Raw genomic sequence first — 24,788 nt, 5'->3', positions numbered from 1 at the left:
GAAGACAAAGCGATTTTGCCTTTTTACATGAAGGCGGTCGCTTTTTGTTTTCCATGGTGGTATAATGTAACTCCTTTTGACTCTGGATATATAAAATCACTCGCCAGGACAATTGGAACACTTAACCTATAAACCTTAGGAGGTAACTGAAATGACTGATTTTCAAAGTGCCTATCAAGAAGAGAAGGAGCGGCTGGACCGTACCTTACAGGAGATCGACCGCCAATTGTCAGCTTTGCGAGCCATACCTGTATATACAGGTCATGATTTTACGGAGCAGGTACTGGAGGCGGGCCGGGAGGAACAGCGCCAGCAGCTGGAGAAATCAGTGCGGGAGCCCTACTTCGGCCGGCTTGATTTTGAGGAACAGGGCCGGAAGCCTGCCTCTCTATATATTGGCAAAGTCGGCGTCAGCGACCCTTCCGGCCAGCAGCCGATTGTCATTGATTGGAGAGCGCCGGTAGCGAGTTTATTTTATTCATTTACAGGCGGGGATTCAGCATCCTATGAAGCGCCGGAGGGCATGATCGAGGGACTTGTCTATTTAAAAAGAAACATCGTGATCCGTCAGCAGATTCTGGAGCGCGTCGTCGATACGTTCAATCGGGAGGACGAGGGTCCCGCGGTGTCGGATGAATTCCTCGTCTATCGGCTAGGCGAAAATAAAGACAACCGGCTGCGTGACATCGTATCGACGATCCAGGCAGAGCAGGATCAAATCATCCGGGCGGCAAAAAACACGGCACTTATCATTCAGGGCGTGGCGGGCAGCGGGAAAACGACGGTAGCGCTGCATCGCTTGGCCTTTTTGCTGTATCAATATAAAGAGCAGATCAAGGCGGAGCGCATGATCATTTTTGCGCCGAACCATATGTTCATCGACTATATTTCCGAGGTGCTGCCAGAGCTCGGCGTCGGCGATATCCAGCAAAGTACGTTCCCGGACTGGGCTGCGGAAATACTTGGGCTGGAGCATCCACCGGCCGCAAGCCAGAGCGATCTTCACCGGTGGTTCGATGCAGGCCGGTCGGAGCCTGTGCCGGAAAGTGAGCTGCCGGGCCGATTCAAGGGCGCGATGCGCTTCAAGGCGGTGATCGATGCTTTTCTCGCTGACATGGAAGCCTTATGCGTCCCGCAGATCGATTTCGAGCCTTGGGAGGGAACGAAGCTTCCTTATGCCGAGATTCTGGCCTGGTTCGAAGGAGAATACAAGCATTATCCTGCGGCAAGACGCAAAGAGCGGGTGCTGGCCCGGCTTCACCGCTGGATCGAGATGGAGCTGAAGAAAGCACCGTCTGCGGCACAGCTCAAGGAGTGGAAGAAGAAAGCGCAGCAGCGCGAGAAGGCCTATGCCAAGAAGTGGCCGGAGCTTACGCCGCTTTCGCTCTACGAGGAGCTTTTTCAGCTCAAAAAAAAGGGGAGCATAGGCCTTCCAGACATGTCTGCTGATATTCCCCCGGCCATTTGGCAGGAGACGCGCGGCAACTTGAAGCAGGGCATCGTTAAAGAGGAGGATCTCGCGCCGCTGCTCTATTTATATACGTGCATTCATGAGATCGAGGGCCAGATGACTTTCGACCATGTTGTCATCGACGAAGCTCAAGATTTCTCTCCATTTCAGGTTGCGGTGCTGGACCGCTTTGTCAAAGGGCATTCTTTTACGATTCTGGGAGATTTGTCGCAGGGCATCCATTATTACAAAGGGGTGCGCGATTGGCATGAAATGCAGGAGCTGTTTCATTCGGAGGATACAGCTTATTTTGCCCTGACGCGCAGCTACCGCTCGACGATGGAAATCATATCTTTCGGAAACGAAATATTGGCTAGGGGAGTCGGCACAGAGCTGCTGGCCGTTCCCGTATTTCGCAGCGGGGAGCCGGTCAAGCTATTGCCTGCGGCGGGAACGGAACGGAGCGAGGCCATCAAAGAGGCACTGAAGGCCGTGCTCAAGGGAAGTTACCGGACGACGGCACTGCTGACGAGGACGCTGCAGGATGCTTCGGAGCTTCATGAAGGGCTTGTTCAGGAGGGGATCGAAGCCCATTTGATCGATGGCAGCAGCGATCAGTATGCCGGCGGCATATCTGTGCTGCCAGCTTATTTGTCCAAAGGGCTTGAATTTGACGCTGTCATCGTTACGGATGTCGACCGGGAGCATTACTTGCCGGAGGATGCTAAACTGCTCTATGTCGGCTGTACAAGGGCTCTGCACGAGCTCTGGCTGCTGCATGGAGAGGAATTACCTGATTATGTGATCATGGAAAATTCAGAGATGGTCATGAACATGACCCGTCCTCTTCCGTAAATTCAGATCGCATGAAAATGAGTATAGATTTATGCACAGGAAGAGCTGCCTTAAGCAGCTCTTTTTCTATTTTTAACTAAGAAATAGGTCTGATGTTATAATCATTTATATGTATTTGAGTTAAAGCAGCATGGAACAGGGGGGGAGTGACTAACCTATGAAGTCATTGCCGCTATACAAAATGATTCAAGAGGATATCCGGTATCTCATACGAACGGGGCAACTGAGGCCGGGGGATCGCGTCCCATCGGAGACAGAGCTTGCGGAGCAGTATCATGTAAGCAAGATTACGACTAAAAATGCTTTGAATGGACTGGCTGAAGAAGGAATCCTGGTCAGACACCGGGGAAAAGGGACATTTGTCAATCATATCCCCAAGGATATCCCGTCCATGGGCGGTCATAAGGGATTAATCGGGCTCATTCTCCCCAGCATGAAGACAAAGGTAGACCAGCGGATCATCAATGCTATCGAGCAATACGTTCGGAAAAATGGTTATCATCTTCTGATCAAAATTACTCAGGAATCATCGCTGGAGGAGAGCAAGGCCATCGAGGATTTACTCCAATTAAGGGTAAAGGGGCTCATCATATTTCCGATTGAACAGGAGATGTATAACAATGATATTTTAAGATTGTCATTGAATCGGTTCCCGCTCGTCCTGATCGACCGTTATCTGAAAGAAATCGAGACTTACAGCGTGAGTGCAGATAACGTAGACGGTTCCTATCAGGCGGCCAAGCACCTCATAAGCAGAGGGCATCGGCAAATTGCTTTTGTCACTATGGAAGTGACGAATTCGGTGACAGCGGACCGGGCGTTGGGATTTGAGAAGGCGTTCCTTGAACGCAATCTGTCGATCAACAAAAATTTGTGGTGTGTGGTGAGCATAGCTGATATGGCTGCAGGAAAAGGAAGCTCCATAATACAGGAATTTCTAATGAATCATCCCGAAATTACGGCCGTCTTTACTGGAAATGCTGAACTCACCCGCATAACGCTTCAGGGTATGAAATATATGAATTTGTCAGAAGAGCAACGTCCGGAACTGATTAGTTTTGACCAGTCCGATTTAGCAGAAGTGAGCTACATCAAGCAAAATGTCGAGGAAATGTGCAAAGTTACTGTGGAGCTTCTGCTGGAGCAGATTCAAGGGACGTATCTTCCAAGAAGAGTGACTATACCTGTTATTCTATTTCATTAAAAGAGCAGTCATTTCAATTATATACCCTATAAGATATAAAAAACTTCAAGGAGTGATGATAAGATGACGATAAAATAGAAAGCGATTACATTCGCCTGTGGGAGGAAGGACGCTATGAGAAAATATTTAAAGATTATGCTTGTTCTAATGGTAGGATGCCTGATATTGCCGTCTTCGTTGGCGCAAGCCTACCAGAATCCTCAGACACTCAGCCATGAATGGGCAACTTACGGTTCCGGTGATCCTTATATTTTGAAATTCAAAGGCGATTATTATTTGTACGTCAGCACCAAGGACTCCGAGACAGGCATTAAAGCCTGGAGCTCGCCGGACTTAGTGAACTGGACTTATGCCGGACTTGTGGCAACAGACCCCGTTACGAAAGGGGCATACGCACCGGAGGTTATTTATTGGAATGGCTACTTCTATATGTATACGTCTCCAGGCGGAAACGGCCATTACGTGCTGCGGAGTGAAAGCCCGACAGGGCCTTTTACGGTTCAAACCCCGAATAAAGGATTGAGTATTGATGGGCATGTGTTTATTGATGACGATGGACAGTGGTATTTTTACCGCGCTGAACACGGCCAGATGGTCGCTCATCCGATGAGTGATCCTTATACTTTTGGAGCCGGATCGAATACTGGCGCCTCGATCAGCGGAGGCTGGACAGAAGGGGCGACCGTTATTAAGCGGAACGGAAAATATTACATGACTTATACGGGAAATCATGTTCATAGTCCGGCTTACCGGATCGATTATGCGGTGAGCAGTAATCCTTTAACGGGATTTGTACCTGCCAGCAAGCAGAATCCCGTCGTCCTCTCGACCGAGGGGCCAACGATTGGATTGGGCCATAATGGGTTAGTCACCGGCCCGGATCTGGATTCGCTCTATATGTTCTACCATAACTGGAAGGGCTACACGCCTGAAGGCTGGCCGATTCGAAGTATGAATATGGATCGTGTCGTATGGAACGGGGACAAAATGCTCGTCTCGGGCCCTACGACAACATCGCAGCCCGACCCGGATATGCCGGATTTTTATGACCGCTTTAACAGAACGGCTATTGGTTCCAACTGGTACAATGTAAACGGCGGGCATTGGGGCATCTATAACCAGGAGTTAATGTGGCAGGATAGCCTGGGGTCAACGGCGGCGCATAAACAAATTACGAACGTGTCGACGGAGGCGAATTATACGGCAGAGTTTCATATGAAGCAAATGAATCGAGGCACAAGCGCCTCCCCGCGTTACGGCGCTACATTTTCTTATACAAATGAAGATAATTACGGCGTGGCAATGCTGAGCGAATTGAACAACCGCCTGGAAGTTAATTTTGTAGTAAACGGTGTGCCCCAAGGATGGGTCTATGCTTCACTGCCTTCCGGGTTTGATTATAGCAAGTGGCATAGCATTCGGGTCGAGAAATCAGGGAACGAATTCCGAATCTATGTGGACCAAATGCTGAAGATCGTACAAAACGCCAACCTTGGCGGTGGTCAGGTCGGCTATTTAACCGAAGATACGCATGCTGATTTTGCTTATGTCGCATTCAGCAACAAAGTGGACGGTAGTAACGCTTGGGATGCGTATAAGCCTGTCCCTGGCAAAGTGGAAGCAGTTCATTATATGAGCGGTGGCGAAGGAATTGCTTATCATGATACAACCGCAAATAATCTGGGCGGCGAATACAGGAAGGATGCAGTAGATATTCGCGTGAATCCGGAGGGCGGTTATAACGTAGGCTGGAACCAGTCTGGGGAATGGTTAAAGTATAAGGTCAATGTGGCTTCAACGGGGATGTATGATGTCACGTTTCGAATGGCAACGACCATGAATGGCGTGCAAATCAGACTATGGGATGGAGCAACGGACTTGACTGGTATTGTACAAATTCCTAATACTGGCGGCTGGGATGAATGGCGCCCGATCACGGTGAAGGGCATACCTCTCACGCAAGGCTTAAGAGAGTTGCGGGTTGAATTTGTGACAGGCGAGGCCGATTTTGCCAGTATGGAGTTCCGGCATCATGCAAGCGTGCCTCATCTGAGCGATAACTTTAATAGCGGCAAGAGCGGTGACTGGAAGCAATGGGAAGGAAGCTGGTCTGTAAGCGACGGACAGTATCACTCCGCAGGCGGCACATTTGCCAAGACAACGATTGGCAATGATCATTGGGCGGACTACACCGTAGAAGCGGATATTCGCATGAACGAGGGCGGTGGAGACTCGGGGATCATTGTCCGTGGAACTAATCCGGCAAACGGGCTGGAGCTTGGACAAGGCAATGCCGATTTCTTACAGGGATATTATGCTTACATCAAGACGGATGGAGTGTATCTCGGTAAACAAAATTACAACTGGAGCCCTTTAACGGGTGTGAATCTGGCTCTGTCCACAGGTACATGGCATAAAGTGAAGGTAGTCGTTCAGGGAACGAATATTAAGGTGTACGTGGGGGATATAAACGTTCCGAAAATTGATTATAACGATAACTCGGAAACGGCATTTACCCATGGAAAAGCGGGGTTAAGAACGGCTCATCAGAGTACATCGTTTGATAACTTCACGGTTTATCCTTAATTATAGTTCTATACTTCAGAAATAGTGGAAGAAGGATCCTGCCATGCGGCTGGGTCTTTCTTTGTTCGTATCTAAGCAGGTGGAGATGATGACGATGAGATTAGGCAAAGGCTGGCGGCATTTGCGAACGAGCATTAAATACAAATGGATTTTGCTGCTCACGGCGATGACATTAATCCCTTTGTTTATATTGGGGCTGGTCTCGTATTCAATTACAAAAGACGCGATTGACAAGAAAGTGACGGACTCCTCAAAGCAGCTGATCAGACAGACAGGGGAAAATATCGATATCCGCTTCTCCGGGTACAAGGATATGCTGATGCAGGTCATCACGAACACGGAAGTTATGTCTTTGCTGGATAAGCTGCAGCAGCGTGATGAAAGCATTGTGGAACATCTCACGCTGACTACCAAGCTGGCTTACTTCACGGCGGTTTCTCCAGAGTTCAAATCGATTTCGTTTATTACGGATGCTCAGTATATTAAGGGGATTTTTCGCTGGGAGGATCTTGAAGCACATCGGGCTGATTTCTATGAGCGGACGATGGCCGAGCGGAATTCTTATGTCTGGTTCCCCACCAGACTAGGACAGTATTCGGATACGGCGGACAATCATGAGGAGCTGGTCTTCTCACTGGCCAAGCAGGTATTCAACATTTATGATGGCCGGCAAATGGGCATGGTGGTTGTGCTCGATATCCGGGAAGAGATGCTAAGCGATATTTTAAGTAAAAATACAGACAGTGAGCTTTCTACAGAAAGCTTCGTGATCGATCAGAATGGAATTATTTTATCGCATGCGGATAAATCTATGCTCATGACGCCGATGAACCTATATTTTCAAAATGACACGGGGGCAGCTATTCAGGACGGGGTGAAGGAAGGCAGCTTCGTGGCCAAGTATAAAGGGAAAGAGGTTATGGTGAACTACCTGCAGCTAAAGAGCAACGATTGGAAGGTTGTACATATTATAGAACGGTCCAGTTTATATAAGGATTCGAATCAAGTAATAAAAGTAATCGCTATGATCATGATATTGTGCGTTTTGTTCTCAATCATTACGGCCTATGCCATGGCATCGTCTGTCTCCAAGCCTTTAAAAGCGATGGTGAAGGCGATGAAGCAGGTTCATCTCGGCAATCTAGCGACACGGATTCGCATTAACGAGGACAGAATCGATGAAATCGGCAGTTTAGAATACCATTTTAATGATATGGTGGGGAGAATTGAAGAATTGGTGGAAGCGGTGTACGAGGAGCAGAATAATAAAAGAATTGCCGAGGTAAAAGCCCTGGAGGCGCAGATCAACCCGCATTTTCTCTATAATACATTGGACGCGATCAAGTGGACGGCGCTATTTCAGAAAGCGAATAATACGGCGGAGATGGCACGGTTATTATCCCGTTTGCTGCATATCAGTATCGGAAAAGGAAGTGATACGGTTCTTGTTCACGAGGAGCTGGAGCATGTCGAATGTTATATGGGAATTCAAAATTTGCGCACCACAACTCCGATTGAAGTGAATTATGAGATTGAAGACAAGGTGAAGATGTATCGAACGCCCAAAGTTATTCTGCAGCCGATAGTGGAAAATGCGGTGCTGCATGGATTTGCGGATCAGCCGCAGGGAGCGGTGATCACGATTCGCTGCAGGCAGGAGGGGAAGCATCTATTATTCGAAATTATAGACAATGGACTCGGTTTCGAGGATGAGGTCAATTTCGGCAGCCTGGAAGCGGATGACTTGCCAAAGGGAGCTTTTTTCCTAGGGGTGGGTCTCTCTAATGTAGAGGAAAGAATCAAGCTCATTTGCGGCCAAGAGTACGGTCTTACGATAAACAGCAAGCCTGGAAAGGGAACCGTTGTAGTCATTACGCTGCCAATACTAGAGTAGTCAGGGGGACAATATGTATAAAGTATTGATCGTTGACGATGAGCATTTCGTCCGGTATGGAATTAAAGCGATGATAGATTGGGAGAGTATGGGGTTTGATGTAGTTGGCGAAGCAAGCAACGGCACGGAGGGGCTGATGGCCTTCGAAGAGCTGGCGCCGGATGTCGTCATATCCGATATCAAGATGCCTGTGATGGATGGGATCGAGTTTGTCAGTCAGGTCAGGGCATTGGATCGGCAGGTCAAACTGATTTTGCTGACTTGTCTTGATGATTTTGAGTATGCCCAAAAGGCCATACGTCTCGGGATTACGGATTACTTGATCAAGTCGGATATTATGCCCAAGGATTTGGAGCAGGTGATGATGAATCTGAAGGCCGTTCTGGACGAGGCTCAATCGACTGCTGGTCATTCCCCGAATAAGCAGGCGCGCGAGGAATCGAATAAGGATCGCGTTACCAAAGAAGCATTGTTAATGGGGCTGGCCCACGGCACGATTTCGGAGGCCCATGTCACCGAGGAGAAACTGCTAGCAGCGGGCCTGTCTCCCGGCAAGACTCCTCTGATCCTACTCTATATCGGGATCGATGATTTGGAAAAACTGAGAAGTCATCACTCGGAAGAGGAGATGATTATGTTTCACACCAAGGGGATGGAAGTAACTAGGGAAATATGCTCCATGGGTGCGGAGGATAACGAAATGATCTCTGGAAGCACGGGACTGTGGACTGTACTGTGTAAAGGTATCACTGCTGATGCGGCAGGGGAATTGGCGCAACGGGTCATCTCCCGAATCTCTGACGAATTAGGATTATCGGTAACCCTTGGAGTAAGCAGTCCGATCTATACCTTGCATGAGCTCCGGGATGCTTATTTAGAGGCAGAGCATCGCTATCGGCTCAAGCTGTTTATCGGATGCGGCATCGTGATTGGCCAAGAATTCGTATATGAAACTGACTTTGCGGCGAAGCCGGTTCCGGTGATGAACAAGAAGCTGAATGATTATTTGTATTCTTTGGATCGTGAAGCGATGCAGCAGTACCTTGTCGATACCTTTGATCATGTGAAGGCCAGGCTCGACTATGAAGGCGTGCATCTCATATCCATTGAACTGCTGCTGAATTTGACCAATATGTATTTGGAGTTATCCCATGATCATGAATGGCTGTATGAACGGAAGAAGGAATTGTTTGACCAGATTAAACAGCTTGAGACGCTGGAGGAGATTATATCGTGGTTCGTGGAGATCTATGAAGAACTGATCCAAAAGATGCGGGCCGTCTATTCAAGTGATCAAGGAAGCATTGCGAAGGCTGTTCAGTACATCGAGCAGAACTATGATCAAGATCTGTCGCTCCAAGTGCTAAGTCAGCATGTTCATCTTAGTAAAAATTACTTCTCTAATTTGTTTAAGCGAGAAATGGGCGAAGGGGTCATCGACTATATTACCAAAGTTCGGCTTGAGCGTGCCAAGGCCTTGCTCCGCAATACCGATCTTAAGAGCAGTGAGGTCGGCATGTTGGTGGGCATTTCCGACTCGAAGTATTTCTCCAAACTGTTTAAAAAAATGACAGGCGCAACACCAAGCGAATATAGGGATGGAATAAAGTCCATATAAGTCATCTGTAAATTTTACACGGATCGAGAGAAATATTGCACCAGAGAGACCGGGTTTGAAGATTCGTGCCATGAAAACCTTATTTTTTTACGATAGATTGCGTGGTTTATTCCGTTTGAATGACTGCCGCTTTATTCTAATATGAAAATCAAGAACAGCATGAATGCGCTTGCATGACAGGCGGGTTAGAAGAAGCTGTTCTAAACCTATACAAGAAAAGGGGATACGCCATGGCTAGAAAGAACAGGTTCACGACGATGTTATTCTTGATGCTTGCGATCATACTGATTGTAGCAGGCTGCTCCAGCCAAGGAAGCAGTCCGGCCAACTCGGGAAAGGCGGCCGAGACGAATAGCGGTGCAGGCGGCAGTGAGGCTAGCGGGCCGGTTGAAATTACGTTTTGGAATCTATTTGGGGGCGGGGAAGGCGATTTTGTCGATCAAATCGTGGACGGTTTTAATGCCTCCCAGCAAGAGGTCAAGGTCAAGACGCTGCGGCTGGAATCGGGGGAGTATTATGCCAAGTTCGGTACAGCACTGGCCTCCGGCAAAGGCCCGGATGTAGCGGTAGCTCATGCTGATCGGCTTGCGCCTTTTGTTAAGGCGGGTCAATTGAGTGCGCTAAACGAGCTGACGGAGAAGGCCGGCTTTGATTTCAACGAAATTACGGATAGCAACGTGGAAAGCGTCAGCTATGATGGAAATCCCTATGCCGTTCCCATCGATACTCATTTCCACATGTTCTACTACAATAAAGATTTGCTTGGGGAAGCCGGGCTGCTAAATGAGGATGGCACGCCGCAGTTTGGCGAGATTTCTCCGGAAGGCTTCAAGCAGTTTTTGACAGAGATCAAGAGCAAGGTTCCAGGGGTAACGCCGTTTAGTGTGAATACGCCGTATTTTCATGAGCCCTTCTACAATTTATATTATCAGGCTGGCGGCAGTATTTTGACGGATGATCTGAGTCAAGCCGATATCAACAATGAGAAAGCCATAGATGTGCTGAAATTTTATTTGGATCTCTATGATCAAGGTCTTAGCGATATTAACGATAAGACGCCTTGGGATACATTCCATAGCGGGAAATCCGCGACCTGGTTTGGCGGTGTGTGGGAAGCGGGCTGGCATCTCGGCGAAGAAGGCCTGAATGTCGGCATCATCTCGATTCCTCCGATCTTCGGCAGCGAGACGCATTGGGCAGCCTCCCATACTTTGGTTATTCCTGAATATGTGACAGAAGAGAAGCAGGTTGCTGCAATGAAATTTATGAAGTATTTCACGCTTGAAGGCGGGAAAATTTGGGCCCAGGCGGGGCATGTTCCAGCAGCGAAGGCGGTCACTGCCAGCGACGATTACATGAACCTTCCGTATCGGGAAGAGTTTGTCGCCTCGCAAAAGACGGTAAAACACGCGCCGAAGACGGATCGGTACAATGCGATCGATACGGTGGTGAAGGATGTGCTTCAGGCCGTTATTTTTAAAACGATAACGCCGGAAGATGGGGTTAAGGGCATGGAGAAGGATATTAACGAGATTCTTCAAAATTAAGAGTAAGGTGGATGAGATGAAACCGTGTCTGATGATGCGGTTTCATTCCTTAAACCTTGCAAGCGGACTTGGTTTCACAGTTTCGCATCGCGTTGGAGGAGGATGACCGTGAAAGCTCAGCAAGCAGCAAGCGGGTGGAAAAGGCAATTGAAAAATGAGTTTTCAGCCATTGCATTTCTAGCCCCATTTTTAATTCCGCTTCTTGTTTTCTATATTTGGCCATTGCTTAGAGGCGCTTATATTAGCCTTCATTCCTGGACGATTCTGGGAATGGAGAAGTATGTGGGCTTCGATAATTATATAAAAATATTGACGAACAGCGATTTTTATAAATATTTATGGAACAGCCTGTATTTTGTCATTTTAGTCGTTCCGATCATTATTTCGCTTGGTTTGTTGCTGGCTCTGTTGATTCACCGCAAGATTCCGTTTCAGACGATGTTCCGATCGGTTTACTTCCTGCCGTATGTACTTTCCGTTTCGGTTATTAGCTTTATTTGGCTCCGAATGTTTGATTCGAAGCATGGACTCGTGAATGTCATCCTGGAGGCTCTAGGATTATCTTCAGTTCACTGGCTTACCAATCCTAAAGCGGCATGGTGGTCCATTGTCATAGCAACGGTGTGGTGGACGGTCGGCTTTGTCATGGTATTGTTCCTGGCAGGGCTGCAGGAAATATCCCAGGAGCTCTATGAGGCTGCTGATATTGACGGCGCGTCTTCGTTACATAAATTCCGGTTCATTACGCTTCCGGGTTTATCTTCTGTGATGAAGGTGCAGATCTTTTTTCAAATCATCGCAGGCTTGAAGCTGTTCGGGCAGGTTCAGATTATGACCAATGGCGGACCCGGGGATACGACGAATACGATCATCCGTTATATCTATGTGACGGGATTCAAGAAGGATATGTTCGGGCTTGCAGCCGCACAATCGACGTTGTTTTGTATTTTTATGCTGTTGATTGCCGCGGTTCAATACATGGTTGTGAACAGAAAAGAGTCGTAAATGGAGAGTGAATAGAGGTGGCGCGAGCAGCGATTTATAGTTTAACCGTCATATTGGCAGTCATATTTGTAATTCCTCTAGTTTGGATGTTTGTCGTTTCTTTCAAGCCCGAAGGCGTATCCGCGATTACGATGGCAGAGTGGACGGACTTCTCGGACTTAACCATTAGAAACTATGCCAAGGTATTAGTCGAATCGCAAATTTTGAGATGGACCTGGAATAGCTTCGTGATCGGAGCCGTAACCACATTGATTACCGTGATCATTAGCTCGTTAGGGGCCTTTGCTTTTTCACGCAAAAATTTTAAATCCAAAGGTTTTTTATTTATTTTATGTGTGTCCGGTCTGTTGATACCGACGGAAGCGATGCTAATTCCTTTATACGAGACGGTCTTAAGCATGGATTTGCTGGATAATATGTGGGGCATTATTTTGCCCAGCCTGACGAATCCGCTTGGACTGATCTTGATTAAGCAATTTATGGATGGGCTGCCCAAGGACTATATGGAAGCAGCGCAAATTGACGGGGGGCGGGATTTCCGCTTATGGTGGTCGATCTATATGCCTCTAACGCGTTCAGCCATGATTGCAATTGGTATTTTCTATTTCATTATGTCCTGGAATAATTTCATCTGGCCGTATATCGCGATTAATTCGGAAGAAAACATGGTGCTGTCTACAGGCTTGCCGACCTTCCTATCGAATAACGTGCTGCATGTGAATACGATTATGGCAGCCAGTGCGATCGCTGCTATTCCTACGATGATTGTTTATATTTTTCTGCAAAAGCATATCGTTCAGGGTGTATCGATGACAGGGGTTAAAGGGTAATTGCCTTAGTCAACTGCTTAAGACGGCATAGCATGAGATAGAAATAGGATAAAGGAGTAGATGAGATACAATGGGAACACAGATGTATATTAAGGATTATCCAAGACCGCAATTCGTAAGAACGGACTGGGTTAATTTGAATGGCGAGTGGAGCTTCGAATTCGATGATGAAAACATGGGTGAGCGCTTGGGATGGCCAAAGCAGTTCGGCGGGGATCGCCAAATTATTGTTCCTTTTACTTATGAAACCAAAGCTAGCGGGATTGGCCAAGAAGAGCATCATTCTAATGTATGGTACCATAGAGCGCTGGATATTCCAGCCGAGAAAACGGGTAAGCGAGTCATACTGCATTTCCAAGCCGTTGATTATATCGCCAGGGTTTGGGTGAATGGGGAGTATGTTGGACAGCACCAAGGAGGTTACTCCGCATTTTCCTTCGATATTACCTCCTATATCACTTACGGAGAAGCCAATAGCTTGACGGTTAAGGTGGAAGATAGTATGGATGCCGCCCAGCCGCGGGGGAAGCAGCGTTGGGAGCAGAATAGCTTCGAGTGCTTCTATGTGCAGACGACGGGGATCTGGCAGTCGGTATGGCTGGAATACGTGGCGCCTGCTTATATCGAAAATGTGAAAATAACCCCGGACGTCGACGCATGGAAGGTAAGGTTCGAATATCAAATGAACGGCGATTGGCCGGCCGGAGATATGTGGCTGGAAACGATCGTCAGCTTGAAGGGGGAACAGGTTAAAAAAGCCGGCTTGGCGATGGATCGAGCCTGGCTCCAGTTGGAGGTTGACCTGATTCATGAAGTGAACGGCCCCTGGAAGATGAGCTACTGGACGCCGGACCATCCGAACTTGTATGACGTCGAATTTATATTGTACCGCGGGGGTGAGAAGATCGACCATGTCTATTCTTATTTTGGCATGCGGAAGATTTCAACGAAAGATGGACAGGTATTGCTTAACAACGAACCGATCTACCAGCGACTTGTTCTGGATCAGGGCTATTGGCCGGAGAGCCATCTTACTCCGCCTTCGGAGGAAGCCATTATCCAAGATATCGATGCGATTCTGGAGATGGGTTACAACAGCGTTCGAAAGCATATGAAAGTAGAGGATGCCCGTTTTCTGTATTGGTGCGATGTGAAGGGGCTGCTTGTATGGTCGGAGATGGCAGCTACGTTTGAATTTAACGACAATGCGATACAGAGATTCACTAACGAATGGATGGAAGTGGTGCGGCAGTATTATAATCATCCATGCATTGTTGTGTGGGTTCCATTTAATGAATCCTGGGGGATCATGCAAATTGCCAAGGACAGGAAGCAGCAGCATTTCACAGAGGCTATCTATCATCTCACCAAAGCTTATGATCCTTACCGGCTTGTCATATCCAATGATGGCTGGGAGCATACGGTGTCGGATCTCATAACGCTTCATGATTATGTAGAGTCAGGGGAAGAGTTCCAGCAGCGTTATAAGGATAAAGAGAAAATCGTCGGAAATGCAATTGCCTTTAACAAGAGGAAGTACGCTTTTGCTGACGGTTATGCCTATAGCGGGCAGCCGATCATTGTAAGCGAATTCGGTGGCATAGCTTTTAAAAATGAGGCGGGTTGGGGATACGGTCACCAGGAATCCTCGGAAGAATCATTTGTGGCAAGATTAAAAAGGATACATCAAGCTATTCAAAATACGGATTATATTGCCGGGTATTGCTATACACAGATTACAGATGTACAGCAGGAGATGAATGGGCTGCTGACGGAGTCGCGGAAGTTAAAAGTGCCATTGGATGTCATAAGGCAGATTAATCAATCCTAGTTTCGTATGGAATAGACAAAGGAGCTGCTCATTAGAAAATCCTAATGGGACAGCTCCCGATTTTGTTATATGGAGATTTAGTGGTTAGCATGAGGGTGATGTTTCCTTCTGGGCGGTGCGCATCTTGGCCAGTATTTTGCGGATACTCTCGTCTGAGAGATAATACATCTCGGCTAAATCTCTAACCGATAGGCCTGAACGATGCTTCCTAAATATTTCCTCATTCCGATTGGCAATCGATGTGCGGGAACCGCTTAGCTCTCCCCAGGAAGCACGGCTTTGCTCCGGTTTGGGGATATAGAGAAGCTCACCTTGAATATGGCGCTGCAATTCCTTCAGCAATCGGGGGGGAAGCACATCCTTCCCATTTTTGTAGCTCACGGTCATGTTCCTCCTTGTTTCGATGTGCTCGATCTAGTTCAAGAACGAAATAAGTCTGCATGATCGTAATCCCCCTTTCGCAATAATTGATTTTATCGTTATTGTCATTTCATAAATAACTGGCTATATCTTAACATATTTTCACAGCAACGAAAATAAGGGGGCTATACAGCCCCCCTTGCTTGAGGTTTCCGCTTACGCGGAAACCACCTCACTCACTGAAATCACATTCATCAGCCCCCTTTCCAGTGATTCGTCGGCCCGACATCTATATTAACTCATATTCCGCCTTGGGAAGAAAGCGAAAGAATGATTTTAAATGTTTTGTACCCCATCATGTTTTATGTCCCAATATGGTAAAATGGTGTTTAGGTTTAGGCTGTCATTATGAGTCATAAGGAAGTGAACTCCATGGATTTGTTCTCTTACCAGCAAAGCTCGAGCCCTGCCGGCAGGCTGCTTGCCGACCGGATGAGGCCGACGACGCTGGATGAATATATCGGGCAGGAAGAGATCGTGGGGCCGGGCAAGCTGCTGCGCAGGGCGATTGAAGCGGACCAGGTATCCTCGATTCTGCTGTATGGCCCCCCCGGCTGTGGGAAGACAACGCTTGCTCATATTATTTCCAATCATACGCAAGGAGAGTTTGTCCGGTTGAATGCCGTGGATGCTTCCGTTAAAGATGTGAGGGAAGTCATCGAGAAGGCGCAGAGCGATAAGTCCTTCTATGGAACGAAAACGATTCTGTTCTTAGACGAAGTGCACAGGTTCAACAGCTCGCGGCAGGATGCCCTGCTGCCGGCTGTAGAGAAGGGGACGATTACTTTTATCGGGGCGACAACGGAGAATCCGTTCCATTACGTGAACGGGGCTTTGATGAGCCGCTCGACCCTGTTCCAGCTGCAGCCCTTAACGAAAGAACATTCGCTCATGGCGATGAAACGGGCTTTGACGGATAAGGAGAAAGGGCTAGGCTTTATGCATCTTGAAGTGGACGAAGAGGCGCTGCTGCATATCGCGGCAATGGCGAACGGAGATATACGCCGGGCGCTGAACGCGCTGGAGCTGGCGGCGATGACGACGCCTCCCCGGCCGGACGGATGTGTCCACATTACTTTGGAGGTGGCAGAGGAATCGATCCGGCGCCCGCTCGTCAAGGCGGATGAATCCACGCAATATGACGTGCTGTCCGCGTTCCACAAGAGCATTCGCGGCTCCAGCGATGCGGCGCTGTTCTGGTTTCTGTATGCGGTGGAGAAGCTGGGGATGGACCCGATGACGTTCATCCGGCGGCTGATCGCCGCCAGCAGCGAGGATATCGGACTGGCGAATCCCCAGGCGATGGTTCAGGCGGTAAGCGCGTTGGAAGCGTACCGGAACAACGGCTGGCCGGAGGCGAAGTTGAACATCGCCCAGGCGATTCTGTTTGCGGTAGAGAGCCCGAAATCCAACGCTGTGACTACAGCAATCTCCAAAGCGATGACCGCCATCGAGGATGCGAAGTCGGCGGAGGTGCCTTTGCATTTGCGGGATACCCATTACAAGGGGTCCGCAAAGCTTGGGCATGTCGGCTATAAATATCCGCATGATTATCCAGGGCACTATGTGAAGCAGGATTATTTGCCGCCGAATTTGGCGAAGCGGAAGTTCTACGAGGCGACAGAGCAGGGGAATGAGAGCAAAATCCGCCATAACCAGCAAATTCGGCAGTCGAAGGACATGCAGTAGGATAGATACGACCCAATGTACGAATTTTTACTATCAGTCGAAGCACCGTTGGGTGCTTCGTTTTTTTTTATGTTTTTGGCGTAAAATAACTAGTATTCTATAATTCTACATTTTTTCAGAAAGTGGTGAAATAATGAATGGTCCGTCGAAGGGAGCAGATGATGCTGCTGAGGGATGGCTGCGGCAAAGTTCGAATATAAGCCTGGAGGAAGTGAATAGTTCGATCAAAATCCCAAAGGACGCCAAGTTCTGGAGGAAATTTTTCGCCTTTGCCGGCCCAGGGTCTTTAGTAGCCGTAGGTTATGTCGATCCTGGTAACTGGGCGACCTCCATTGCAGGCGGGGCGCGTTTCGGCTACACTTTGCTTTCCGTCATTCTTATTTCTAACTTGATTGCCATGCTGCTGCAATCCTTGTCAGCGAAGCTGGGCATTGTGACAGGACGGGATTTAGCCCAGGCCACAAGAGATGCGGTCGGGAAGAAAACCTCCTTCGTTTTATGGATTCTCACAGAATTGGCGATCGTGGCAACGGACTTGTCCGAGGTGATCGGCTCTGCTATCGCGCTTAATTTGCTGTTTGGCATCCCGTTACTGCTGGGCATTTTGATTACAACGCTTGACGTGCTGCTGTTACTGCTGCTGCAGAAGAAAGGGTTCCGCATTAGATCTCTCTGGGGATCCTGGGAGCGACGGTAATGCCTCACAATCTGTACTTGCATTCCGCCATCGTGCAAACCAGACAATACGAGCGGACCAGGGAAGGACGAAAGGAGGCGCTGAAATATTCCGTATTGGATTCGAATATTTCATTAATCATTGCTTTTTTGATTAACTCAGCCATTTTAATTCTTGGTTCTGCTGCTTTTTACGGTACAAGTATGGATGTTTCCGAGCTTGAAAGAGCTTATGAGCTATTGAGCCCTACGGTCGGAGTAGGCATCGCTAGCACGTTGTTTGCGGTCGCATTGCTGGCCTCCGGCCAGAACTCGACGATTACCGGAACGCTAACGGGCCAGATCGTGATGGAAGGTTTTGTACGGCCGTCATTTTAGTCTTGAATGTTTTCCTCGTCACATATATCATCATAACCGGACATGATTTAGGTTAATCGATCTGGATCCACGTGATCCACGATAAAAAGGAGCCGATACAGAGATTAGATAACAAAGGGAGTGGAAATGCCATGTTCGTATCCGAAAAATATGCTGGAACCCGTGAAGAGCAATATTCCGTCGTCAAGTCGCAGCTGCGGACGCTGCTGGAAGGAGAGCCTAACCGAGTAGCCAATCTCGCTAATGCGGCGGCGCTGCTGAATCAATTTCTGGAGCAAATCAACTGGGTTGGCTTTTACTTGTATGAAGATGGCGAGCTCGTATTGGGTCCGTTTCAAGGATTGCCGGCCTGCATCCGGATTCCGCTGGGCAGGGGGGTATGCGGAACAGCGGCCATGCAGCGCACAACTGTGCTGGTGGATGATGTCGATCAGTTTCCCGGCCATATTGCCTGCGATGCCGCCTCCCGTTCGGAAATTGTCGTACCGTTAATCAAGAACGGCGAGTTGCTTGGCGTCCTGGATATCGACAGCCCGATTACCAGCCGGTTTGATGAGCTGGACCGCGAGCAGCTGGAGCAATTTGTGGAAGAGCTTGTGCGCCATCTGTAATGGCCGCCAGAGAAACGGAAGAAGGGACTGTCTCCAAAGTGAACCTAGATGACTGAGGGGCTCCCATCTTTAGCACCTCTATACAAACTGTCGGACACGAAGCTAAGCAGGGATGTAGACTAAATGGAAATCATGTATTTAATTATGCTCGAAACGAATATTTCAGGGAATTAGATGGATTTGATGCACCAAAAATCAAGAATCCGGCCCAGGATGACCTTCTTCCCTCCCACTAACGACATGAAATCCATTTAAATCTACATTCCTTTCTTAGTCGTAGATAATAACTACTATAAATCCATTAAACTAAGGGGGGCACGTCGAGGGCAATCGCTCATTCCGTCGCTTCTTCTTGCGAGGGCTGGGTTCACACCGAATTTGGGGTTTGTGGCTTTGGCCCACAATCTACTGAAGGTGGCGGGCATCCGCTTCGCTACTTTCCTGCAAAGCGACAGAGCAAAAAAAGTTGGACGGAAAACCTTACGTTTTCTTGCCCAACTTTTTATTTTGGAGACTTATTAGACAGCCCCTTCTCTTTGTGCGCACACTTCAGTTAGCTTAGGGACGCTCCCAACTCAGGAACAGGCATCTTGTCAGCTGCTTCGATCGTGCCGCCGCCCAAGCATTCGTCGCCGTCGTAGAAGACGACCGCCTGGCCTGGGGTAATCGCTTTTTGCGGCTGATCAAAGGCAACAAACATCGTTCCGTCTTCCCGCGGAATCAAGGTTACTCCTTGATCCTGCTGGCGGTACCGGAACTTGGCCACGCATTTGAACGGCTTGTCCGGCAGCTTGTCCGCGCCTGCGATCCAGTTTACGCCCGAGGCGACCAGACCGGTCGAATACAGGCTTGGGTGCTTGTCCCCTTGCACGACGTAAAGGATGTTGTTCTGCAAATCCTTTTCCGCCACGAACCAAGGCTCACCGCTGCCCGATCCGCCGATGCCAAGGCCTTGGCGCTGCCCCAGCGTGTAATACATGAGGCCGTCATGCCGGCCTTTGACTTCACCCGTTACAATGTCAACCATATCTCCGGATTGGGCGGGCAGGTACTGGCTTAGAAATTCGCGGAAATTGCGTTCACCGATGAAGCAGACTCCTGTGCTGTCTTTTTTCTTGGCAGTATAGAGTCCCGCCTCCTCAGCAATGCGGCGCACTTCCGGTTTGGGCAGATGTCCGATGGGGAACATCGCTTTGGCCAATTGCGCTTGATTCAGCGCATTAAGGAAATAGGTTTGGTCCTTGTTGCTGTCTACGCCGCGCAGCAATTTATATTGGCCGTCATGTTCTTGCACAACACGGGCGTAGTGTCCTGTGGCTACGTAATCGGCGCCCAAATCCATGGCCTTATTCAGGAACTCCCCGAATTTGATCTCGCGGTTGCACATCACATCCGGATTTGGCGTGCGGCCGCGCTTATATTCTTCGAGAAAATAGGCAAATACTTTATCATAATATTCCTTCTCGAAATTGACGGTATAGTAAGGGATATCGATTTGCTCACAGACGCGCCGTACGTCCTCGGCGTCCTCCTCCGCCGTACAGCGGCCGAATTCATCGGTATCATCCCAGTTTTTCATGAAAATGCCGATAACATCATATCCTTGCTGCTTGAGCAGCAGCGCCGTTACCGAGGAATCGACGCCTCCGGACATGCCGACGACAATTCTTGTTTCGCTGTTTGATCCAGACATCTATATCACTCCTTTGGCGGTTTCCCTGTCGATATTTTATCATAAGCAGCCAGTTCGGGCGACATTATCGGAATGTTAATTCACGGTAACCGAATTGCGCGAAAGCCGGGCCGTTTTATTTTCCAAAAGACACGGGATATGTTACGATAAACATAGGTGAATGATAGGAATAGGGAGTTATTGGCCAAGTATGTCCTTTGGGCACGGACACAAGCCCCCTTATCATTACTTTATGGATCAATGTTCAATTATATAAATATTACTTGAAAATTGAAAGAGGTGGCTTCTTTGAAGATTTCCACGAAAGGACGCTATGGCTTAACGATCATGATGGAACTCGCTGCGAAGTTCGGCGAAGGACCTACTTCCTTGAAGAGCATCGCTGAGAAAAACCAATTGTCCGAGCACTACCTGGAGCAGCTGATTGCCCCGCTTCGGAACGCCGGGCTCGTGAAGAGCGTGCGCGGTGCATATGGGGGCTACATATTATCGCGTGCTGCCGAAGAAATTACGGCAGGGGATATTATCCGCGTACTGGAAGGGCCGATCTCCCCGGTAGACTTCACGGAGGAGGATGATCCGGCCAAACGGGATTTATGGCTGCGGATCCGTGACAGCATCGCTGAGGTGCTGGACTCGACTACGCTAGATAGTCTGATCAATTATGAAGAGGTTGGCTCAGAGCAAAACTATATGTTCTACATCTAAATATAGCGACGAACACAAAAAGACTCCTCTCGAGGAGTCTTTTGTTAGGCTTATGGCAAGGATACGACAGTTTACTTTATCCAATAAGAACGATCACGCTTCGCCTGCGTTTGTGCCGGGCGGGGCTTTTCGATTTTATCGATCGGGATGATGCGAGTGACGTGCACGATTTCTTCCAGCAGAAACCAGAACGCGCCTTCCACGGTGCGAAGCTGCACCTTCTTCGGGTCTGCTCCCCATTTCGGCAAGCCGCGCATCGTCTCACCCGAGTCCAGTATTATGACGACTTCCTGCTCTAGTGTAACTGCCATCTTTAGTTCGTGCATCATTCTCACGCTCCTTCGGTTTATACTTTTATCATCGGAATATTAACGCAGAAATTAAAGAGAAAATCATGATTATGATGCACATTTGCTGGACACCTGCTAAGCCCGGCGTTATGATGGGAATGTTTCAGGGGAAGAATACGATAGAAACGCATGAAATTCAGGTTGTTTGCGCAACCTTGCAAAGAAAAGACAGGTGATCATAAATTGAGAAAAATATATTTGGATCATGCAGCTTCGACCCCGATCCATCCGGAGGTTGCCGAAGCTATGATTTCCGTCATGCAGAAGCATTTCGGGAATGCATCGAGCGTACATTCCTTCGGAAGGGAAGCGAAGCGGGTAGTAAACGGTGCTAGGGATCGCCTGGCCGCGGCTCTCGGCTGTAAACCGGAGGAGCTGGTATTTACGGCGGGTGGCACGGAAAGCGATAATCTGGCCTTATTCGGAACGATGCATGCTCAGAAATCCCGCGGCAAGCATATTGTGACGACTGCCATTGAGCATCACGCCGTTCTGCATTCGTGCCAGCAGCTGGAGCGAGACGGCTTCGAGGTAACGTATCTTCCGGTCGATCGCACGGGGCGTGTCCATGCGGAACAGATTGCTGAGGCGCTGCGGCCCGACACGGTTCTGGTCAGCGTGATGTTTGGCAACAATGAAGTCGGTACACTGCAGCCGATCATTGAAATCGGGGAAATGATCCGCAGCACCGGCAGGGACATCGTCTTTCATGTTGATGCGGTCCAGGCACTAGGTGCCGTTCCTATCCATTGCAATGAACTCCCAGTTGACCTCATTAGCTTTTCCTCGCATAAAATAAACGGCCCTCAAGGCGTAGGTGCGCTGTATATCCGTAAACAACGAATGATCGAGCCGATTCTGCATGGCGGCCTCCAAGAGAAGAAGAGACGGGCTGGCACAGAAAATATGGCCGGGATCGTCGGCTTTGCCAAAGCTGCGGAAATCGCTGTATCCGGATTGTCGGGAAGACGCGAGCACGATCTGAAGCTGCGGTCAGCATTGTTGTCCAATCTGGAGCGGACCGTCGGCTCGGAGCATTTTCGCGTTAACGGAAATCAGGAGTTTTATCTGCCGCATATCGTGAATATCAGCTTCCCGGAAATGCAGACGGAGACGATGCTGATGAACCTCGATATGGAAGGAATAGCGGTAGCCAGCGGCTCTGCCTGCACCTCGGGATCGCTTGAGCCGTCTCATGTGCTCGAAGCCATGAATCTTCCGCAAAATCTTTTGCGCTCGGCGATTCGATTCAGCTTTGGTTTGGGTAATACTAGTGAAGAAATAGAGTACACTGCCGAAAAAGTTGGAACCATCCTAACCCGTCTTCGTAAAAAAATATAATGGGCTGTGTTTTTCAGATTCCAAGGAAAGGAGGATGCGTTCGCTTTTTCACATTAAGCTGTAATTAGCCCAGCGAGGAGGGACCTGAACAACTATGAGACTGCAGGATATGATAGGCTTGGCTGTCTTTGAAGTGGAGGGCGGCAAGCAGGTTGGAAAAGTCCTCGATGTAATGTTGAATGAAGATTGGACTATTTCAGGGATTACGCTGGAGGGGAAGACGATGTTTTCCACAAGCAGCAAAGTAGTGCTCTGGGAAGATATCGTCGCTTACGGCGAGGATGCCGTCATGATTCGCAATCAACAGGCTGTCCGCAAATGCGGAGCCGAGAATATACAGCTTACCTTCATTTCGGGTAACGGCAAATTGATGGAACTTCCCGTTCTCACGGAGGACGGTACGATGATTGGAACTGTTGCGGATGTTTATTTTGAGCAGAATTTGGGAAATACAATTACTGGTATCGAAATCAGTGATGGATTCATATCCGATCTGATGGAGGGGCGCAAAATACTGCCTCTTACGCCAGGGATAACGAAAGGGGAAAATGCGATCATGGTCCCCCCGAACAGTGAGCAACGGCTGGAGAAGACCATGAATTCTATCAATGGATAGGTGATTGAATGATGAAATGTCCAAATTGCAGCTCCAAGGATATTGGGAAGATCGGTTCCCATCAATTCTACTGCTGGGGATGCTTTATTGAATTGACGGTAAACGGAGAGAAGATGTCCGTATACCAGGTAGAGGAAGACGGAACGCTCAGTTCCTTGGATGATTTGTTCTTCGGCGAGGAAATGACGCAGGATTTCTCGCAAATGCATGCATCGACTTAATATGGCCGGCCTACATATAGAATACTACGATTCTATATCGGCGCAGGTGAGCCCTTCTCCGCTAGGAGGAGGGCTTTTTACTGTCTGTGGTACGGTTATTTTTGCCTCGTCACGCGCATACTGACCTATAGCCGGCCGCCAAGGAGGGATCGTGCGTGGAACCGTTCAACAACAACAAATTGTTTCGCAATGGAATATGGCTGCTGCTGGGCCTGGTTATCCTTTATTTCCTATGGCTGCTCCGCCCGATGCTGACTCATATCTACGGATTTCTAAAAGCCGTACTGGCTCCATTTGCCATTGCGATGATTATTTCTTATATTCTTAATCCCGTGGTACGGATGCTGGGCGGCCGCAAGGTGCCGAGGACGATGGCCGTGCTGCTGATTTATGCGGTGTTTCTGACCAGCCTGTCAGTGATTCTGATCAATGTCATTCCGATGTTCATTGAGCAGCTGGAGGAGCTGGGCGAACATTTGCCAGAGCTGACCCTGCATACCCAGCAAATGATCAACCGGTGGGACAGCAGTCTGCTTCCCGGCAGCATCCGGATGGGCATGAACAATTGGTTTTTTCAATTCGAGCATCGGCTGGCTGACGGAATCTCGAAATTTCTGGACAATATCGGTACGACGATCGGGGTCGTCTTCAATGCGTTCATCATTCCTTTTCTGATCTTCTATATGCTTAAGGATTTCGAGGCATTTGAAAGAATGATTCTTCATTATTTGCCGCGTTCCCGTCGCAAGTCCACCGTTTCGCTATTGAAGGATATCGACGGCGCGCTGGGCAATTATGTGCGCGGACAGCTGCTCGTATGCGTCATTATCGGGGTGCTCGCCTATTTCGGTTATATGCTGATTGGCATGCCTTTTGCGCTGCTATTTGCCGGGGTGGTTGCGGTATGCAATGTCATCCCTTATCTCGGCCCCTTTCTTGGCGCGGCGCCCGCTCTCGTTATGGCTACCACGATATCGTGGCGCATGGTGCTTATGGTTGCTTTGATCAATACGATATGCCAGTTCATCGAGAGCAACATTATCTCCCCGCAGGTCGTCGGTAGGTCGCTGAATCTGCATCCAATGCTCATTATTTTCGCGCTGCTTGTCGGCGGAGAAATTGCCGGGGTGGCCGGCCTTATTTTGGCGGTTCCTCTATTTGCGGTGGGCAAAGTGGTTTTGCAGCATTTTTATACGTATTATGTTCGCCGAAAAACGGTCTAGAACCGCATTGACAGCGGGAATTTCGCCTTATATACTTATTAGT

19 protein-coding genes and 1 pseudogene are annotated in these 24,788 nt (G+C 48.7%); 17 read left to right on the top strand and 3 right to left on the bottom strand.

Annotated elements, in window-relative coordinates; genetic code table 11:
• Positions 1-151: 151 nt before the first annotated feature.
• The 9 genes from QNH46_RS18145 to QNH46_RS18105 all read left to right on the top strand — a co-directional run bounded on the left by QNH46_RS18145 (position 152) and on the right by QNH46_RS18105 (position 14,820).
• Positions 152-2,305: a HelD family protein gene (locus QNH46_RS18145; protein ID WP_283925506.1), complete on the top strand. Its 2,154-nt coding sequence runs from the start codon at positions 152-154 to the stop codon at positions 2,303-2,305.
• A gap of 157 nt (positions 2,306-2,462) precedes the next feature.
• Positions 2,463-3,509, top strand: coding sequence for a GntR family transcriptional regulator (locus QNH46_RS18140; protein ID WP_283925505.1), 1,047 nt, complete (start codon positions 2,463-2,465; stop codon positions 3,507-3,509).
• Between the two features lie 114 nt (positions 3,510-3,623).
• Positions 3,624-6,095 carry a family 43 glycosylhydrolase gene (locus QNH46_RS18135; RefSeq protein ID WP_283925504.1) on the top strand — a complete coding sequence of 824 codons (2,472 nt, stop codon included), beginning with the start codon at positions 3,624-3,626 and terminating at the stop codon, positions 6,093-6,095.
• 43 nt (positions 6,096-6,138) lie between these two features.
• Positions 6,139-7,989 carry a cache domain-containing sensor histidine kinase gene (locus tag QNH46_RS18130; RefSeq protein WP_283925503.1) on the top strand — a complete coding sequence of 617 codons (1,851 nt, stop codon included), beginning with the start codon at positions 6,139-6,141 and terminating at the stop codon, positions 7,987-7,989.
• Between the two features lie 13 nt (positions 7,990-8,002).
• Complete coding sequence (locus QNH46_RS18125; RefSeq protein ID WP_283925502.1) at positions 8,003-9,607, top strand: response regulator; 1,605 nt, start codon at positions 8,003-8,005, stop codon at positions 9,605-9,607.
• Between the two features lie 230 nt (positions 9,608-9,837).
• A complete protein-coding gene (locus QNH46_RS18120; protein ID WP_283925501.1) occupies positions 9,838-11,154 on the top strand; it encodes an ABC transporter substrate-binding protein in 1,317 nt (438 codons plus the stop codon).
• A gap of 108 nt (positions 11,155-11,262) precedes the next feature.
• Positions 11,263-12,159 (top strand): carbohydrate ABC transporter permease, encoded by an 897-nt coding sequence (locus QNH46_RS18115; RefSeq protein ID WP_283925500.1) that lies wholly within the window; start codon positions 11,263-11,265, stop codon positions 12,157-12,159.
• A 53-nt stretch (positions 12,160-12,212) separates the two neighbouring features.
• Complete coding sequence (locus QNH46_RS18110) at positions 12,213-12,989, top strand: carbohydrate ABC transporter permease (RefSeq protein ID WP_283925499.1); 777 nt, start codon at positions 12,213-12,215, stop codon at positions 12,987-12,989.
• Positions 12,990-13,059: 70 nt separating this feature from the next.
• On the top strand, positions 13,060-14,820 hold the full coding sequence (locus QNH46_RS18105) for a glycoside hydrolase family 2 protein (protein WP_283925498.1): 1,761 nt from the start codon (positions 13,060-13,062) through the stop codon (positions 14,818-14,820).
• A gap of 84 nt (positions 14,821-14,904) precedes the next feature.
• On the opposite strand, the gene QNH46_RS18100 is transcribed toward QNH46_RS18105, so the two are convergent.
• The gene (locus QNH46_RS18100) at positions 14,905-15,201 is read right to left on the bottom strand and encodes a CD3324 family protein (RefSeq protein WP_283925497.1); all 297 of its coding nucleotides are present in this window, start codon (positions 15,199-15,201) and stop codon (positions 14,905-14,907) included.
• 411 nt (positions 15,202-15,612) lie between these two features.
• Here QNH46_RS18100 and QNH46_RS18095 point away from each other — a divergent pair, with 411 nt between their 5' ends.
• From QNH46_RS18095 to QNH46_RS18085, 3 genes and pseudogenes are all read left to right on the top strand, one after another.
• A complete protein-coding gene (locus QNH46_RS18095; RefSeq protein ID WP_283925496.1) occupies positions 15,613-16,929 on the top strand; it encodes a replication-associated recombination protein A in 1,317 nt (438 codons plus the stop codon).
• A 133-nt stretch (positions 16,930-17,062) separates the two neighbouring features.
• Positions 17,063-17,967 (top strand): annotated as a pseudogene (locus QNH46_RS18090) (Nramp family divalent metal transporter); the annotation flags it as partial.
• 146 nt (positions 17,968-18,113) lie between these two features.
• A complete protein-coding gene (locus QNH46_RS18085; protein WP_283925495.1) occupies positions 18,114-18,593 on the top strand; it encodes a GAF domain-containing protein in 480 nt (159 codons plus the stop codon).
• 553 nt (positions 18,594-19,146) lie between these two features.
• Here QNH46_RS18085 and mnmA read toward each other — a convergent pair.
• Complete coding sequence (mnmA, locus tag QNH46_RS18080; RefSeq protein ID WP_283925494.1) at positions 19,147-20,286, bottom strand: tRNA 2-thiouridine(34) synthase MnmA; 1,140 nt, start codon at positions 20,284-20,286, stop codon at positions 19,147-19,149.
• Positions 20,287-20,574: 288 nt separating this feature from the next.
• On the opposite strand from mnmA, the gene cymR reads away from it, so the two are divergent.
• A complete protein-coding gene (cymR, locus tag QNH46_RS18075) occupies positions 20,575-20,994 on the top strand; it encodes a cysteine metabolism transcriptional regulator CymR (protein WP_283925493.1) in 420 nt (139 codons plus the stop codon).
• 71 nt (positions 20,995-21,065) lie between these two features.
• On the opposite strand, the gene QNH46_RS18070 is transcribed toward cymR, so the two are convergent.
• Positions 21,066-21,320, bottom strand: coding sequence for a hypothetical protein (locus QNH46_RS18070; protein ID WP_155610750.1), 255 nt, complete (start codon positions 21,318-21,320; stop codon positions 21,066-21,068).
• Between the two features lie 207 nt (positions 21,321-21,527).
• Between QNH46_RS18070 and QNH46_RS18065 the strand changes: the two genes are divergently transcribed.
• From QNH46_RS18065 to QNH46_RS18050, 4 genes are all read left to right on the top strand, one after another.
• Complete coding sequence (locus QNH46_RS18065; RefSeq protein WP_283925492.1) at positions 21,528-22,685, top strand: cysteine desulfurase family protein; 1,158 nt, start codon at positions 21,528-21,530, stop codon at positions 22,683-22,685.
• Positions 22,686-22,779: 94 nt separating this feature from the next.
• A complete protein-coding gene (locus QNH46_RS18060; RefSeq protein ID WP_283925491.1) occupies positions 22,780-23,301 on the top strand; it encodes a PRC-barrel domain-containing protein in 522 nt (173 codons plus the stop codon).
• A gap of 11 nt (positions 23,302-23,312) precedes the next feature.
• Positions 23,313-23,522, top strand: coding sequence for a hypothetical protein (locus QNH46_RS18055; protein WP_196427132.1), 210 nt, complete (start codon positions 23,313-23,315; stop codon positions 23,520-23,522).
• 155 nt (positions 23,523-23,677) lie between these two features.
• Entirely contained in the window at positions 23,678-24,745 is a 1,068-nt protein-coding gene (locus QNH46_RS18050; protein ID WP_283925490.1) for an AI-2E family transporter, read from the top strand.
• The last annotated feature ends 43 nt before the right edge of the window (positions 24,746-24,788 follow it).

The sequence above is a fragment of the Paenibacillus woosongensis genome (assembly GCF_030122845.1).
Taxonomy (GTDB): Bacteria; Bacillota; Bacilli; order Paenibacillales; family Paenibacillaceae; genus Fontibacillus; species Fontibacillus woosongensis_A.
The sequence above is the reverse complement of the archived record's forward strand: the minus strand, read 5'-3'. Positions and strand labels throughout refer to the sequence as shown.